At 68.8% G+C, this 15,029-nt stretch carries 13 protein-coding genes, 1 other RNA gene, 1 pseudogene and 1 riboswitch; of the genes and pseudogenes, 8 read left to right on the forward strand and 7 right to left on the reverse strand.

Translation table 11 applies throughout. The features are described 5' to 3' along the window. Nucleotides 1-9: 9 nt before the first annotated feature. Genes ACFJI0_RS13265 through ACFJI0_RS13295 form a run of 7 tightly spaced genes read right to left on the reverse strand, consistent with a single transcriptional unit; the run spans nucleotide 10 to nucleotide 7,187 of the window. Nucleotides 10-771, reverse strand: coding sequence for an ABC transporter ATP-binding protein (locus ACFJI0_RS13265; protein WP_382325460.1), 762 nt, complete (start codon nucleotides 769-771; stop codon nucleotides 10-12). Further along, the gene (locus tag ACFJI0_RS13270) at nucleotides 768-1,772 is read right to left on the reverse strand and encodes a FecCD family ABC transporter permease (RefSeq protein ID WP_382325462.1); all 1,005 of its coding nucleotides are present in this window, start codon (nucleotides 1,770-1,772) and stop codon (nucleotides 768-770) included. The genes ACFJI0_RS13265 and ACFJI0_RS13270 overlap by 4 nt, the downstream gene beginning before the upstream one ends. Then, nucleotides 1,769-2,635, reverse strand: a complete 867-nt coding sequence (locus ACFJI0_RS13275; RefSeq protein ID WP_382325639.1) for an ABC transporter substrate-binding protein — start codon at nucleotides 2,633-2,635, stop codon at nucleotides 1,769-1,771. The genes ACFJI0_RS13270 and ACFJI0_RS13275 overlap by 4 nt, the downstream gene beginning before the upstream one ends. A gap of 11 nt (nucleotides 2,636-2,646) precedes the next feature. Next, complete coding sequence (locus ACFJI0_RS13280) at nucleotides 2,647-3,201, reverse strand: bifunctional adenosylcobinamide kinase/adenosylcobinamide-phosphate guanylyltransferase (protein ID WP_382325464.1); 555 nt, start codon at nucleotides 3,199-3,201, stop codon at nucleotides 2,647-2,649. Further along, entirely contained in the window at nucleotides 3,194-4,015 is an 822-nt protein-coding gene (locus ACFJI0_RS13285) for a cobalamin-binding protein (RefSeq protein WP_382325466.1), read from the reverse strand. The genes ACFJI0_RS13280 and ACFJI0_RS13285 overlap by 8 nt, the downstream gene beginning before the upstream one ends. Then, a complete protein-coding gene (locus tag ACFJI0_RS13290) occupies nucleotides 4,012-5,334 on the reverse strand; it encodes a cobyrinate a,c-diamide synthase (RefSeq protein WP_382325468.1) in 1,323 nt (440 codons plus the stop codon). Before ACFJI0_RS13290 ends, ACFJI0_RS13285 begins: the two co-directional genes overlap by 4 nt. Continuing rightward, nucleotides 5,331-7,187: a TonB-dependent receptor domain-containing protein gene (locus ACFJI0_RS13295; protein ID WP_382157034.1), complete on the reverse strand. Its 1,857-nt coding sequence runs from the start codon at nucleotides 7,185-7,187 to the stop codon at nucleotides 5,331-5,333. The genes ACFJI0_RS13290 and ACFJI0_RS13295 overlap by 4 nt, the downstream gene beginning before the upstream one ends. 77 nt (nucleotides 7,188-7,264) lie before the next feature. Beyond that, nucleotides 7,265-7,521: riboswitch (cobalamin riboswitch) on the reverse strand. Between the two features lie 49 nt (nucleotides 7,522-7,570). Here ACFJI0_RS13295 and ACFJI0_RS13300 point away from each other — a divergent pair. The 8 genes and pseudogenes from ACFJI0_RS13300 to ACFJI0_RS13335 all read left to right on the forward strand — a co-directional run bounded on the left by ACFJI0_RS13300 (nucleotide 7,571) and on the right by ACFJI0_RS13335 (nucleotide 15,029). Further along, nucleotides 7,571-7,810 (forward strand): DUF904 domain-containing protein, encoded by a 240-nt coding sequence (locus ACFJI0_RS13300; RefSeq protein ID WP_382325470.1) that lies wholly within the window; start codon nucleotides 7,571-7,573, stop codon nucleotides 7,808-7,810. 61 nt (nucleotides 7,811-7,871) lie between these two features. Then, nucleotides 7,872-8,255 carry a cell division protein ZapA gene (locus ACFJI0_RS13305; protein WP_297401080.1) on the forward strand — a complete coding sequence of 128 codons (384 nt, stop codon included), beginning with the start codon at nucleotides 7,872-7,874 and terminating at the stop codon, nucleotides 8,253-8,255. A gap of 73 nt (nucleotides 8,256-8,328) precedes the next feature. Beyond that, nucleotides 8,329-8,508: non-coding RNA, 6S RNA (gene ssrS, locus ACFJI0_RS13310), on the forward strand. A gap of 2 nt (nucleotides 8,509-8,510) precedes the next feature. Beyond that, nucleotides 8,511-9,328: pseudogene (locus tag ACFJI0_RS13315) on the forward strand (sulfite exporter TauE/SafE family protein). Between the two features lie 244 nt (nucleotides 9,329-9,572). After that, entirely contained in the window at nucleotides 9,573-10,016 is a 444-nt protein-coding gene (locus ACFJI0_RS13320; protein ID WP_291111314.1) for an SWIB/MDM2 domain-containing protein, read from the forward strand. A 207-nt stretch (nucleotides 10,017-10,223) separates the two neighbouring features. Beyond that, nucleotides 10,224-11,993, forward strand: coding sequence for an adenylate/guanylate cyclase domain-containing protein (locus tag ACFJI0_RS13325; RefSeq protein WP_382325474.1), 1,770 nt, complete (start codon nucleotides 10,224-10,226; stop codon nucleotides 11,991-11,993). Between the two features lie 22 nt (nucleotides 11,994-12,015). Continuing rightward, entirely contained in the window at nucleotides 12,016-13,098 is a 1,083-nt protein-coding gene (locus ACFJI0_RS13330) for a phosphatase PAP2 family protein (RefSeq protein ID WP_382325476.1), read from the forward strand. Then, nucleotides 13,095-15,029 carry a hypothetical protein gene (locus ACFJI0_RS13335; protein WP_382325477.1) on the forward strand — a complete coding sequence of 645 codons (1,935 nt, stop codon included), beginning with the start codon at nucleotides 13,095-13,097 and terminating at the stop codon, nucleotides 15,027-15,029. Before ACFJI0_RS13330 ends, ACFJI0_RS13335 begins: the two co-directional genes overlap by 4 nt.

Here is a 15,029-nt window from a genome sequence, read left to right on the forward strand (position 1 = left end):
AAAAGAGGGTCAGCGGGGCAAGGCGACCCACTGGTCGCCCAGCGGATGGATCGCGATGCGGTGGTCAAAGACCTGTTCGAGGGCCTGGTGGGTGGCCGCGTCGTCGCAGGCGCCCTGGTGGTGCACGCGGCCCTGGGCCATCACCACCATCTGGTCGGCGTGCAGCGCCATGCCGATTTCGTGCAGCACACTGACGACGGTCTTGCCCCGGGCCACCAGCTCGCGCACCAGCAGCAGCCAGTCGGCCTGGTGCGGCGGGTCGAGGTTGGCGAGCGGCTCGTCCATCAGCATCACCTCGGCCTGCACCGCCAGCAGGCGCGCCAGCAGCACGCGCTGGCGTTCGCCGCCGGAGAGCGCACCCAGCGGGCGCTCGCGCCAGTCCCAGGCCTGGGTGGCGCGCAGGGCCTGCTCGACCGCGGCGCGGTCGGCCTCGGACGGTGGGGCCAGCCAGGGCTGGTGCGGCAGGCGGCCGAGCATCGCCACGTCCCACACGCTGAGGTCGTCCGCGCCCTGCTCGCCCTGCCCCAGCCAGGCCAGTCGGCGCGCGCGCTCGCGGCCGCGCCATTGCGCGAGCGGGCGGTTCAGCAGCTGCACCTGGCCGCTGTGCGGCAGCAGGCCGGCCAGGGTTTTCAACAGGGTGGACTTGCCCGCGCCGTTGGGACCGACGACGCTGGTCCAGCGCGCGGCAGGCAAGGCCACGTCGATGCCGTGCAGCACCGGCGTGCCGCCCAGCGCCACGCCGATGCCCTGGGCCTGCAGCGCGGCCGTCACAAGCCACTCCCCGGTCGGCGCCGCCGATGCATCAGCCACAGCAGGTAGCTGCCGCCCAACACGGCGGTGAGCACGCCCACCGGCAGTTCCTGCGGCGCGATGATCCAGCGCGCGAGCACATCGGCGGCCATCAACAGCAGGCCGCCCATCAAGGCGCTCAGCACGATCAGGCGGCCGTGCGTGGTCTTCACGATGGAGCGCACCAGGTGCGGCGAGGCCAGGCCCACGAAGGCGATCAGGCCAGTCTGTGCCACGGCCGCGCCGGTGGCCAGCGCCAGCACCGCCACCAGCACGGCGCGCACGGCCACCAGCGGCAGGCCCAGGCTGATCGCGGTGGCCTCACCCAGTGCCAGGCCGTCGAGCACGCGGCCGAGCGAGGCGGCCACCAGCAGCGCGGCGAGCCCCATGGCGGCCATCACGCCGCAGGCGGCCCAGCCCACGAAGCCGGTGCTGCCCAGCATGAAACCCTGCATGGCCTGCAAGGTGTCGGGCGAGGCGATGGTGACGAGGTCGCGCGCGGCGCCCAGCACCACGCCCACGATCACACCAGCCAGCAGCAGGCGCAGGGTGTGCTGCACGCCCTTGGCCAGCGCCAGCGTGAGCACCACGCCGATCACCGCGCCGGTGAAGGCCGCGCCGGTCAGGCCCAGGCGCACGGCCCATTGCGTGGCGAACGGCGTGGTGCCGAACAGGGCCAGCGCCAGGGCCACGCCGAGCGCCGCGCCCGAGGCGCTGCCCAGCAGATAGGGGTCGGCCAATGGGTTGCGGAACAGGCCTTGCGCCACCGCGCCGGCCAGGCCGAGCAGGCCGCCGGCCACCCAGGCGCCGAGCGTGCGCGGCAGGCGGATGTCCCACAGGATCTGCCAGGCCACCGGGTCGTGCCGGGCGTTGAGCACGCTGTCGAAGCCGGTGCTGCCCACGCCCGCGCCCAGCAGCAGCACGGCCGCCGCCGCGATCAGCAGCGCGCTGCCGAGCCAGAGGCTGTGGCGGGCGCCGCTCACTTCAAGCCCTTTTCGGTGATGCAGCGCGCCATGAGGCGCGCGGCCTCGGCCATGCGCGGGCCCGGGCGCACCAGCACGTCGGACTCCTCGGCCGTGAAGACGCAGAGGCGGCGCTCGCGCAGGGCGCGGATGCCGCGCCAGCCCGGCCGGGTTTCCAGGCCCTGCACGTTGCGCGCGCCGATCATGATGAGGTCGGGGTTGGCGCGCACCACGTACTCGGGGTTGACGCGCGGGAAAGGCCCCAGCGAGGGCGCGACGATGTTCTGCACGCCCAGGCGCGCCATCAGCTCGCCGATGAAGGAGCCGGTGCCGGCGGCATAGCCCCCGGTGCTCACCTCGTAGTACACGCGCAGCTGGCGCGCGCCCGGCGGCAGCGACTGCGCCACCGCCGACACGCTGGCGTCGATCGCGCGCCAGATGCGCTGCGCATCGGGCACCTCCAGCAGCTGGCCGAGCTTGCCCATGACGCGCTGCGCGTCGGCCGAGCTCTTGGGCTCCATCGCCAGCACCTTCACGCCCAGCGACTCCAGCCGCTGCACGCCGCGCGACGAGGTGGCCATGAGCACCACGTCGGGTTTCAGGGCCACGATGGCCTCGATGTTGGGGTCGATGCCGCCGCCGGTCTGCGGCAGGGTGCGCACGAAGGCCGGGTGGTTGGAGTACCGGTCCACGCCGACCAGCCGTTCGCACTGGCCCAGCTCGCACACGGTTTCGGTCAACGAAGGCAGCAGGGAGACGATGCGCTGCGGCGATTGCGCCAGCGTCACGGTCACGCCGCGGTCGTCGGTCACTTCCACCCCGGCGGCGTGCGCCGCGCCGCCGATCAGCAGGCCGAGTGAGAGAAGGCGCCAGAAGCGGGTCATGGATCGGGCTTTCATTTCAGGGTCAGGGGCAGGCCCGCCGCCATCAGCGTGACGCGCTCGCAGGCGGCGGCCACGGCCTGGTTCAGGCCACCGAGCGCGTCCACGAAGGCGCGCACCTCGCGGCCCATGGGGATCACGCCCAGGCCGATCTCGTTGCCCACCAGCACCACCGGACCGCGCGCGGCACGGATGGCCTGGCACAGCTGGCGCGTGGGCCCGGCGGCATCGGCCGCCGCGCCCTCGGCGGGCATCAGCAGGTTGGTCAGCCACAGCGTGAGGCAGTCCACCACCACCAGGGTGTGCGGCGCGCTGTGTTCGCGCAGGGCCTCGGGCAGGGCCAGCGGTTCTTCCACGGTGACCATGCCGGGCACGCGCTCGGCGCGGTCGCGCTGGTGGCGCACGATGCGCTCGCGCATTTCCTCGTCCCAGGGCTGGCCGGTGGCGATCATCACCGCGCGGTGGGCGGTGTCCGTCGCCAGCCACTGGCGCGCGAGCAACTCCGCGCGGCGCGACTTGCCGCTGCGCTGGCCGCCGAGGATGAATTCGCTGCGCGCGATCTCAGCCATGCTGCGCCATCCATTGGGTGACGATGCGGTGCAGCTGCGCCACCCCATCGGTGAGCGCGGCGGGCCCGGGCTGCAGGATGTCGGCCGACTTGATCTCGAACAGCTGGCCGTGCTTCACCGCGTTCACGTCCTGCCAGCCGGCGCGCGCGGCCACCTTCTCGGGTCGGAATTTCTTGCCGCACCAGGAGCCGATCACAATGTCGGGGTTGCGGCGCACGATCTCGGCGCCGTCGGCAATGATGCGGTCCTTGCCCAGCGGCATGCGCGCGAGTTCGGGGAACACGTCGTCGCCCCCCGCGATGCCCATCAGCTCGGAGACCCAGCGGATGCCGCTGATGTGCGGCTCGTCCCATTCCTCGAAGAACACGCGCGGGCGGCGCTTGCCGCCGGCCTGCAGGGCCTGCACGGCGGCGCGGATGCCATCGAGCCGGGCCCGCGTGGCCTCGATCCAGGCCAGGCCTTCGTCGGCACAGCCCACGATCGCCGCCACCTGGTACAGCATGGACAAAATCTCTTCCACGCTGCGCTGGTTGAACACCGTCACCTGCACGCCCGCGCGGATGAGTTCGGCGGCGATGTCGGCCTGCAGGTCGGAGAAGCCGAACACGCAGTCGGGTTGCAGCGCGAGGATCTTGTCGATCTTCGCGTTCAGGAAGGCGCTGACCTTGGGCTTCTCGTCGCGCGCCCGGCGCGGCCGCACGGTGTAGCCGGAAATGCCGACGATGCGGTGCTCCTGCCCGAGCAGGTACAGCCACTCGGTGGTTTCTTCGGTCAGGCAGACGATGCGCTGCGGGCCAAGGGTCGGCGGGTTCATGCGGCACCTCCTGCAAGGAACAGCGAGGCCGCCGCCGCCGGGCTGGACGGGAACCAGGCGTGGAAGTAACTCGCCTGCACCGGGCCCACGCGGTACACGGCTTCGCCGGCACCACCGCGCGCCCGTTCGGCGTGGCGCACCGGCTGCAGCGGGGTCTCGCAGCGCGAGTAGTGAAAGGTGTGGCCGCGCAAGGTGCCCGCGGGCAGCGGCAGTTGCTGCGGCCCCAGGGCCGCCAGCCGCTTCTGCATGAGCACCTGGCCCGGCAAGAGGCCCCAGGTGGCGGCGGCATGGCCGTCGCTGGACATCATTTGATCGAACAGCGGCATCATGCCGCCGCATTCTGCCCACACCGGCCGCCCGGCCTGGGCATGCGCGCGCAGGCCGTCTCGGGTGCGGGTGGCCGCCGCCAGTGCGTCGGTGTGCAGTTCGGGATAACCGCCGGGCAACCAGACCGCGTCGCACGGCGGCAGCGGCTCGTTCGCCAGCGGCGAGAAGAAAACCAGCTCGGCGCCGAGCGCGCACAGCACATCCAGGTTGGCCGGGTAGATGAAACAGAAAGCCGCGTCGCGCGCGATGGCGATGGTCTTGCCCGTGAGCAAATGCGCGTCGACCGGCACCTCGGCGGGCACGTCGAACGCCACCGACCAGCGCCCCAGCGCGTCACCCTCCATCCGGCCCAGCGGCGTGCGCGACAGCGCGTCGGCGGCGGCGTCGAGCCGGGCCAGCGCGTCGGGCAGCTCGGCGGCCACGGTCAGGCCCAGGTGGCGCTCGGGCAGCGAGAACGCCGCGTCGCGCATGACCGCACCCAGGAACTGGGCCTCGTCACCGGCCAGCGCCTCGCGCAGCATCTGCGCATGGCGCTCGCTGCCCACGCGGTTGGCCAGCACGCCGGCCCAGGGCAGGCCGGGGCGGAAATGGCGCAGGCCAAATGCCAGCGCACCGAAGGTGCCCGCCATGGCCGAGGCATCGATCACCGCGAGCACCGGCAGGCCGAAGCGCTGCGCCAGGTCGGCCGCGCTGGGTTCGCCGTCGAACAGGCCCATCACCCCTTCGACCACGATCAGGTCGGCCTGCCCGGCGGCTTCGTGCAGGCGGGCGCGGGCATCGTCTTCGCCCGTCATCCACAGATCGAGGTTGTGCACCGGGTGCCCGGTGGCCAGCGCGAGCCAGTGCGGGTCCAAGAAATCGGGCCCGCATTTGAAGGCCCGCACACGCCGACCGGCGCGCGTGTGCAGGCGCGCCAGTGCCGCGGCCACGGTGGTCTTGCCCTGGCCTGAAGCCGGGGCAGCCACCAGGATGGCCGGGCAATGCCGCGTCACCGCTGCGGCGCCCAGTTGAGGGTGACGAAGGCCGCGCGGCCCGGCTGGTTGTAGCCGTACGCGGTCTCATAGAACTTGTCACCCACGTTGTTCAGGCGCAGGGCGACGGACCAGTCCTTGTTCACGGCGTAGCGGGCGTGCAGGTCCAGCGTGCCGAAGCCCGGCAGGCGGCGCGTGTTGGCGGCGTCGTCGAAACGCTCCGCCACGAGCTGCATCGACGCACCCCAGTTCCAGGCACCGATGCGGTGGTCCAGGCTGGCGGTCAGCACCTCGTCGGCGCGGCGTTGCAGCTTGCGTTGGTTGATCTCGTTGCGCGCGTCCAGCAACTCCAGGTTGGTGAACCAGCTCCAGGCACCGGCCGAGCCGGTGTAGGCCAGCGACCAGCCTTCGAGGCGCGCGCGAGGCACGTTCGCCACCGCCGGCTGCAGCGTGATGAAGCCGCGCACCCGGTTGTCGAAGCGGATGAGCTTCACTTCGTGCAATCCCTGGGTGTAGGTCAGCCCTGCTTCGCGGTTCTTGCCCCGCTCGGGTTGCGTGGTGGGATTGCCGTTGAAGAACGCTGAGACGTAGTACAGCGTGTTGAACGACGGCATCTTGAACGAGGTGCCGTAGGCCACGTGCGGGCGCCAGTTCGGCGTGAGCTGGAAGCCGTAGCTGGCGAAACCGGTGGTGGCGCCGCCGAACTGCGAGTTGTCGTCGCGCCGCAGGTTGGCCTGCCAGAGGTGCTGGCCGGCCTGGCCGGTCAGGCCCACGAAGGCCGCGTCCGTGGTGCGCGAGTTCACCGCGTAGGCCTGCGTGCCCGACACCTCTTCCTTGATCGACTCCAGGCCCACCAGCAGGTTGCCCAGCGCGGTGTTCCAGTCGTGCTGCAGCGTGGCCTGAGTCTGCGCGGTGTTGAACACCGAGGGCGTGGGCGAAGTCTCGAAACTGTCGGACCGGTCCTCGCTGCGCGAGAGGCGCAGCTGGGTGCGCGAATCGGCCGACCACTTGCGCTCCAGGCCCCAGCCCGTCACGCGGGTGGTGGTTTCCGAGCGCACGTTGAAGGTGCCCGGCCCCTGGTCGAACTGGCTGACGCCGTCGGCCTGGGTGAAGTTGACATCGGTCGTCCAGCCCGGCGCGATGGCCCAGCGCAGCGAGGCTGACAGGCTGTCCTGGTCGAAGCCGTCCTTGTCGGGGTTGTGGTTGCCGAAGGCCACGTTTCGGTTGGTCGACGAGAAGCCGTCCTCGCGCAAGGAACCCAGGCTGAGGTTGTAGGTGATCGTGTCGTTGCCACCGCTGATGCCGGCGGTGATTTCACGGTGCCCGAAGCTGCCGAGCGTGACGCTGGCCTGCGGATGGAAACCCTTCACGCCGCGCTTGGTGAAAACCTGCACCACGCCGCCCACCGCATCGCTGCCATAGAGGCCCGAGGCCGGGCCCTTGAGCACTTCGATGCGATCGATCGCGCTCAGCGGAATGTTGTCCAGCACGGCCGCACCGGAGGTGCTGGAGCCGTAGCGCACGCCGTCGATCAGCAGCAGCACGTGGCGGGTTTCGGTGCCGCGGATGAACAGGCCCGACTGCTTGCCCAGGCCGCCGTTGGACGACATCTGCAGGCCCGCGTTGCGCGACAGCACTTCGGACAGCGAGCGGCCCGCGGACTGCTGGATCACGTCGGCGTCGATCACGACGACGTCGCTGAGCACGGCATCGGTGCGGGTTTCGACCCGGGTGGCCGTGACCACCGTTTCCCTCAGGGTGGTGTCAGCGGAGGAAGAAGAGGAGGACTGAGCGTGGGCGACCGACGTGCCAAAGCCCGCCAGCAACGCCAGCGGTAGCGCGGCCAGGGGCGCGCGCAGGGTGCGATTTTTCATGATGAAGAAACAGACAGGAGACCCTCGCCATCTTCCCCGACGGCGCATGGGCATCACGGTGGAGCGTCTGTCGCCAGACGCACCACCACCTTGTTGGCCGGTATCCGGGCTGACAGACCGACCTCCATCGCCTTCCCAGATGACACGGCGTGTCGTCCAGTGGCTGTCGGATGGAGGCTGAGAGACCGTTCGCGCATGCGCTCATCGCACTCGTCTGCTTACCGTTGCGGGGGCAGCGCAGGTTAGGTCCCATCCCTGGGGTGTGACCCTCCTGCTTCCCGTTGAACTGCGGCATGTGAACCACACCGCGAGCACCAACAACCGGCATTCTACGGCGCGCACACCCGGGGCAACCCTACAATGTGAAAACTTCGAGTCCCACCATGGCCGATCCCAAGCACTTTGATCAGATCACCGAACGTGTCGAGCGCCTGTTGCTGCGACACGAAGAACTGCAGCGCACCAACAGCCTGCTGGTGGAACAGGTGCATGCGCTGCAGGCCGAGCGCGACTCGCTCAAGTCCCGGCTGATGGCCGCCCGCGCCCGCATTGATGCCTTGCTCGATCGCCTGCCCCCCGGCATGACCGATGTCACCCCCGACACCCGCAAGGAACGGTCATGAGCGCCGCGTCGGGCCGCCCCAAGCCAGCTCGCACCGCAGTGCGAAGCACGGAGGTATTCCAATGAGCAAACCCGGCAGCAAACAGATTGAAGTGCAGATCATGGGCCAGAGCTACCTGCTCTCGTGCCCACCGGGTGGCGAGGCCTCGCTGCTCGACGCGGTGGAGCGCGTGGACACCGCCATGTGCCGCATCCGCGATGCGGGCAAGGTGAAGGCGCGCGACCGCATCGCGGTGCTGGCCTCGCTCAACCTCGCGTTCGAACTCTCGCAGAAGGAAGCCGAGAGCTTCCAGGCCTCGTCGTTCGGCCAGCCCGAGCAGAGCGCGTTCGCCGAAGCCGGTGGTGGCTTCGACAGCGAGCCGCTCGACCCCCAGACGCAGGCCCGCGTGGAAGAGCTGATGCGCCGCCTGGACCAGACGCTCGACAAGGACGGGCGCCTGCTCTGACGCGCCGCTGGTCACTGCGCGAGAATTTATCGACCGATGGTCCTCGTGGGCCGCATGCAGCGCCTACAATTTGAACCGTCTGCAGTGCGCGTCGGGCTTTATATTTCCTTGAACCAATGCTCATAGAGCCCGGGCTTGGTACATTGCGTGGCTGGTGCGAGCGTCTCGCGTCAGACGAACCCGAAGCCCCGCTGCCCTCGCCCACCTGAACCCCGGTTCAGGATGCCGGTCCGGCGGCACTTGCAGACACCTTTCATGCCTTTAGACCCCCTCCTGATTCTCGAGTTGGCCGCGCTCGGCCTGGGCACCGGTTTCCTGGCCGGCTTGTTGGGCATCGGTGGAGGCATGCTGATGGTGCCCTTCATCACCTTCATCCTCGCGGGGCGCGGTGTGGAAGCGGATCTCGCGGTCAAGATCGCCATCGCCACCTCCATGCGCCACCATCATCTTCACGTCCATCTCCAGCGTGCGTGCGCACCACAAACGCGGCGCCGTGCGCTGGGACATCGTCAAGGGCCTCGCCCCCGGCATCGTGCTGGGCTCCGCCATTGCCAGCCTGGGCATCTTCGCCTTGCTCAAGGGCTCGTGGCTCGCGCTGTTCTTCGCGGCCTTCGTCGGCTTCTCAGCCACGCAGATGCTGCTCGACAAGAAACCCAAGCCCACGCGCACCCTGCCCGGCACCCCGGGCCTGGTGGGTGCCGGCGGCGTCATCGGCATGCTCTCCGGGCTGGTCGGCGCGGGCGGCGGTTTTGTCAGCGTGCCCTTCATGACCTGGTGCAACGTGAGCATCCACAACGCCGTGCGCAACCAGCGCGGCGCTCGGTTTTCCCATCGCGCTGGCGAACGCCGTCGGCTACGTGATCGCGGGCCAGGGCCTGAAGGATCTGCCGGCCGGCTCGTTCGGCTACATCTACCTGCCCGCGCTGGTGGTGATCGCGCTCTTCAGCGTGTTGATGGCGCCGGTGGGCGTGAAGGCGGCGCATGCGCTGCCGGTGAAATCGCTCAAGCGCGTGTTCGCCGGCCTGCTGTACATGCTCGCCACCTACATGCTCTACAAGGGCATCACCGCCTGATCGAGACACGAAGCCAGCCGCCGTGGAGCCGTGCAAAAACGCCCTCCCGCCAAGGCACTGAGCGGCCTCCTCGCGAGGAAGTGTTGTTTTCCCCGCCAAAAACCCGCGTCTCCCCTGCGCAAAGCTTGAAAAAAGCGCGTTCTCCACCTTGGATTGCGGGTGCATCTCCATTAGCATCCGAGACACCAGTGAGAAAGCGCGTTTTCCGCTGGCGAATCGTCAACTTCTAGAAGGAAATTCAATCATGGCAACTGCGAAAAAAGCGCCCGCTAAAAAGGCGGCACCGGCCAAGAAGGCCGCTCCTGCGAAGAAGGCCGCTCCGGCCAAGAAGGCAGCCCCTGCGAAGAAGGCCGCTCCGGCCAAGAAGGCAGCCCCTGCGAAGAAGGCCGCTCCGGCCAAGAAGGCAGCTCCTGCGAAGAAGGCCGCTCCGGCCAAGAAGCGCACCCCCAACGCCGCGTTCATGAAAGCGCTGACCCCCAGCGCCGCTCTGGCCGCCATCGTGGGCAGCTCGCCCCTGCCGCGCACCGAAGTCACCAAGAAGATCTGGGACTACATCAAGAAGAACAAGCTGCAGGACTCGGTCAACCGCCGCATGATCAACGCCGACGCCAAGCTGAAGGAAATCTTCAAGAAGGCCCAGGCGTCCATGTTCGAAATGACCAAGCTGGTCAACGACCACCTGAAGTAAGCCTTCCTTCTTCACCTTCACGGGTGCAATGAAGATCAGCAAAGCCGGCGCAAGCCGGCTTTGCTGTTTTTGCGCCTTCGCGTCTCAGCATCGCGCGCGACATGTGAGAAACTGCAACAAAATTTTGACAATCCCTCAGGCATGACCGCCCGCCAGCCCGTGACCGCTTCGAAATTTCAAGAAGGCCAGGACCCACCATCGACGACCATGCCTCCGTTGCCACAGCAACGGCACAAGGTCGTGCTGGTGATCGACCTGGTGGAGTCGGTGCGGCTCATGGCGGCCAACGAAGCCGCGGTGGTGAACCAATGGCGCGGGTTCATGCACCACGCCACCTCTCAGGTGCTGCCCGCGTGCCGGGGTCGCCTGGTCAAGAGCCTGGGCGACGGCATGCTGGTCGAGTTCGACCAACCCACCGACGGCGTGCGGGCAGCCCTCGCCCTGCACCAATACTTCGCGCCACTGAACCAGACGCTGCCGCCCGCCCAACAACTGCACCTGCGCGCCGGCCTCAACGCCACCAATCTGTATGTGGACGAGAACGACGTGTACGGCCACGGCGTGAACCTGGCCGCGCGCGTGGCCGACCTCGCCTCGCCCGGTGAAACCCTGGTGACCACCAGCGTGTTCGACGGCATCGTGGTCGGCGTGGACGCCGAGGTCGAAGACCGCGGGGAGAGTTACCTCAAGCACTGGCCCGAGCCGGTGCGCACCTGGCAGCTGTACCCGGTCTCCAGCACGTCGGCGGCCGTGCGCCCGCGCGTGCCCGAAGGCGCCGCCACCGACTTCCGCCCCTCCATCGCCGTCGTGCCCTTCGAGACGCGCAGCCACGCGGCCGAGCAGTTCGTGATCGGCGAGCTGATCGCCGACGGCGTGATCGCGCAACTCGCGCGCAGCCAGAACCTGCGCGTGATCTCCCGCATGTCCACCACCGCCTTCCGTGGCCGCCAGAGCAGCACGGACGAGATCGGCCAGCGCCTGGACGCGGCCTTCGTGCTCGGCGGCAGCTACGTGACCTACGGCGACAAGGTTGTCATCATGGCCGAGCTCTCCGACCGCAAGCGCGGCGAAGTGATCTGGGCCGACCGGCTCACCGGCGATACGCGCGACCTGCTCGAAGCCCAGAGCCAGTTGCTCGACGCCCTGTGCGCCGCCTGCGCCAAGGCCTTGCTCAACGACGTGGTGCAGCGCACGCTGGTGCTGCCCGTGCCACAGCTCGACAGCAATGCCCTGATGCTCGGCGGCATCACGCTCATGCACCGCTCCACGCCGCGCGACCTGCAGCGCAGCCTGCAGCTGATCGAGGCCGTGGTGGAGCGCCACAAACGCGTCGCCACGCCCTGGGCCTGGCTGGCCAAGTGGCACATCATGCAGGTGGTGCAAGGCCTCTCGAGTGAGCCGGCGCGCGACTTCCAGCGCGCCATCGACACCGCCGACCGCGCGCTCGACCTCGAACCCAGCAGCTCGCTGGCGATGGCGATCAAGGGCCATGCGCTGTGCCACCTCGGCGAAGACGTGGACGCCTCGCACCGGCTGCTGCAGGAGGCCACGCAGAGCAACCCGAACGATCCCATGGCCTGGCTGTACAACAGCGTGTGGTCAACGATGTGGGGCACGCCCGAGGATTCGATGACAGAGGCGGAGAAGGCATTGCACCTGTCTCCGCTGGATCCTCAGAAATACTATTTTGAGATGATGCTGGCGACGAGTTGCGCGTCCCTGGAGCAATGGGAAAGAGCCATCGAACTCTGTCGCTCTTCGCTCCAGAAAAACCGTTACCACCTACCGACCATACGCACGCTTCTGATCGCTCAACATGAATTGGGTTTCGAGAACGAGGCAAAGGAAACCTTCTCTCTGTTGATGCAGCTGCAACCGCATTTGACGGTGCAGCAGTATTTGGCTGCTGGCGGCGAAAGCCCGCTTCGACAGCGTGTCGCCAAAGCACTCACCCATCTCGGTCTTCGATTGCATTAACCAACCAACAAGGGGAATACATATGAGCGGAGGTATCAGCGGCGGTATCAGCGGCGGTATCAGTGGGGGAATCAGCGGCGGCATCAGCGGAGGTATCAGCGGTGGCGCCATGGTGTCGGCCGACGCCCTGATCCTCAGCCGCGCCGCCATCGTGGGCCCCTTCAACGGGGCGGTGCTGCACGTCAACGAGCCGGCGTTCGACAGCCCGCCCAACCTCGCGCTGTGGGCCGAAGGCCCGCGCCACGAGGCCGTCTTCTCCCAGCTCGTCGAGGGCTTGCTGTTCAAGACCCGAAGCGGCCCCAAGGACGCCACGCTCGAGTTCGCCAACCTCCAGGCGAGCACCATCCAGCGCAAGCCGCTCGTGCGCATGCGCGCACCCACCAAGGCGCAGTTCAAGAAGCAGCTCGATCTGGTGGCCTCGTACGCGGACCTGCGGGCCGACCGCGCGATCGAGATCGTGGACCAGCGCACCCCGCCGATCCTGTTCTGGTCGTCCGTGGTCGGGCTCACGGCACACCGCCACAAGAAAACCCTGCAGCTGATCGACCTGGTGTTCTCCCTGGCCGTGCTGGTCGAGATGCGCTTCAAGCAGATCTTCGCCAGCATCCGGCCGGTGGCGTTTTCGCCGCAGATCCAGCCCATGATCGAGACGCCGGGGCATGGCAGCTGGCCCAGCGGCCATGCCACGGAGGCTTTTGCCGTGGCCGCGCTTCTTGAGGCCTTGTTGGATGCTGTACCGGGTACAGGTTCGCCGCCCAACGGCACGCTGAACCGCGAGCAGATGCAGCGGCTGGCCGCGCGCATCGCGACCAACCGCGTGGTGGCCGGCGTGCACTACCCCGTGGACAGCGCGGGCGGGCGCCTGCTCGGCACGGCGCTGGCCGAGTTCCTGGTGGCGCGCGCCACCGGCACGCGTGTGCACGAACGCGGTTTTGACGGCCGCCTGTTCGAAGGCCCCAACGGCGAGCCGCTGGACTTCAGCCTGAACCAGTCGATGGACCACACCAGCGGCAACGCCTACACGCGCTCGGCCACGTCCACCGCCGTGGGCAACGCGCCACTGCTGGCCTGGCTTTGGGGGGAAGCGCTCAAGGAGTGGGCATGAGCGGCCCCACTTGGCAACCGCTGCCCACCGGTGAGTTCACCGGCATCGACTGGAACGCGCCGGGCGCCATCGACGGTGAAGACCCCTACCTGATCTGGGCGGAAGCCGACCAGTTCGCGGGCTACCACCTCGGCCGCGGCAAGAGGCCACCCAAGTGGTTGCCGATCGTGATCGAGCTCACCAGCGAGGCCGATGTGCCGGCGCTGGTGGCGGCCTCCTCCACCGCCTGGCTGCAGATTCCGCGCGTGTACCTCAATGTGTCCGGACTGCGCTTCTGCACCGCGCGGGTGAAGAAGCGCTTCTTCGACCAGTTACGCAGCAACCCGCACCTGCGCAGTCTCATCCTGCGCTTCGAGCTCGGGTTGCCGGTGGGCCACCACACGCATCCCCTGATCGACCCCTGCACGCCCGAGAGCCAACCGGTCTCCGCGCCCGGCCTGCTCGACGGCAAGGTGCTGGGCTTGATCGACGGCGGCCTGGCTTTCGCCAACGACCAGTTCCTCGACGCCCTCGGCCACACGCGCGTGAAGCACTTCTGGCGCCAGGACGACACGGTGAATGGCAACTGGCCCGGCAACCAGCCGCACCACTGCGTGCCGCTGGACCCGGCCCGCGCCGGCCCGACACCAGATGACATGGGCTACGGCCACGAACTCTCGGGCGCGGACATCGACGCGGCCATCGCCACTTACACGCGCCACGGCCAGCTGGACGAGGACGCGCTCTACGCCCACCTGCAGCTCTGGGACCTGACCCGCCCGGTCAACCACGGCACGCACGTGATGAGCCTGGCCTGCGGCAAAGGCAACCTGCTGCATCCGATGGACGACGAGGCCAGCCGCTGCGACCTGGTCGCGGTGCAGCTCGACTGGTCGAACGTGCTCGACACCTCGGGCGGCGCGATGAACGTGAGCGTGCTCGACGGGCTCATGTACATCCTCGCGCGTTGCGCGCCCAGCGCCCAGCTGGTGGTCAACATCAGCTGGGGCACGCTGGCCGGTCCGCACGACGGCACTTCGGTGCTGGAAGCGGCGATGGACCAACTGGTCGCGCTGCTCGGCGGCCGCCTGCAGATCGCCGTGCCCGCCGGCAACGCCTACCAGAGCCGCACCCATGCCAACGCCACACTGCCCCCAGGCGGTTCGGTGGCGCTGCACTGGCGCGTGCAACCCGACGACCGCACCGAGAGCTACCTGGAAATCTGGCTGCCCGCGGGCGCGCAGAACGTGCGCATCAGCGTGACGCCACCGGGCCACACCCAGCCCCTGCCGCCCATGGCCATGGGCCACGGTGGCACCTGGGTGGACGCGCAGGGCGCACCGCTGTGCGGCCTGATCTACCCCACCACCTCGGCCCTGGGCAGCCACGGCACATGCGCCCTGCTGGCGCTGGCGCCCACGTTCAGCCGCCGGCGATCGGTGGTCACCGGGCCTTTCGGCACCTGGAAGGTGGTGTTGAGCAACACCGGCCTGACGGAGACCCTGTTCGACGCCTACATCGAACGCGACGACGTGGCCATCGGCCAGAACACGGGTGCGCGCCAGTCCTACCTGGAAGACGTGTTCTACGACACCAGCGGCAACCTGGGCTCTTTCGTGGACCATGCCGACAACCCGACGCCCGTGCGCCGCAGCGGCACCTTCAACAGTCTCTCGACCGGCCAGAACACGGTGAGCGTGGGGGGTCTGCGCGCGCAGTCCTCGGCGGGTGGGCATTTCGCGCTGTATTCCCCGCGCAAGCCCGACCCCGACGCGGGCCGACCGCAACGCCCGGGCGTGAAGAAGGTGCCCGAAACGCTGAAGCCCTGCGACGACAACCCGGCCCTCTGGGGTGTGCTCGGCGCGGGCAGCCGCAGCGGCAGCGTGGTGCGGTTGGCGGGCACCAGCTCGGCCACGCCCCTGCAGGCGAGGGACATGGTCAACGGCCTCTGA

Origin of the sequence: Hydrogenophaga sp. UC242_53, from assembly GCF_042696965.1 — a bacterium.
Lineage (GTDB): Bacteria > Pseudomonadota > Gammaproteobacteria > Burkholderiales > Burkholderiaceae_C > Hydrogenophaga.

Bases quoted from the DNA above. Each gene is read 5' to 3' on its own strand.
- ACFJI0_RS13320 (WP_291111314.1), top strand. From the start codon at position 9,573: ATGGCAACTGCGAAAAAAGCGCCCGCTAAAAAGGCGGCACCGGCCAAG.
- ACFJI0_RS13285 (WP_382325466.1), bottom strand. From the start codon at position 4,015: ATGAACCCGCCGACCCTTGGCCCGCAGCGCATCGTCTGCCTGACCGAA.
- ACFJI0_RS13295 (WP_382157034.1), bottom strand. From the start codon at position 7,187: ATGAAAAATCGCACCCTGCGCGCGCCCCTGGCCGCGCTACCGCTGGCG.
- ACFJI0_RS13300 (WP_382325470.1), top strand. From the start codon at position 7,571: ATGGCCGATCCCAAGCACTTTGATCAGATCACCGAACGTGTCGAGCGC.
- ACFJI0_RS13330 (WP_382325476.1), top strand. From the start codon at position 12,016: ATGAGCGGAGGTATCAGCGGCGGTATCAGCGGCGGTATCAGTGGGGGA.
- ACFJI0_RS13325 (WP_382325474.1), top strand. From the start codon at position 10,224: ATGCCTCCGTTGCCACAGCAACGGCACAAGGTCGTGCTGGTGATCGAC.
- ACFJI0_RS13305 (WP_297401080.1), top strand. From the start codon at position 7,872: ATGAGCAAACCCGGCAGCAAACAGATTGAAGTGCAGATCATGGGCCAG.
- ACFJI0_RS13275 (WP_382325639.1), bottom strand. From the start codon at position 2,635: ATGACCCGCTTCTGGCGCCTTCTCTCACTCGGCCTGCTGATCGGCGGC.
- ACFJI0_RS13335 (WP_382325477.1), top strand. From the start codon at position 13,095: ATGAGCGGCCCCACTTGGCAACCGCTGCCCACCGGTGAGTTCACCGGC.
- ACFJI0_RS13280 (WP_382325464.1), bottom strand. From the start codon at position 3,201: ATGGCTGAGATCGCGCGCAGCGAATTCATCCTCGGCGGCCAGCGCAGC.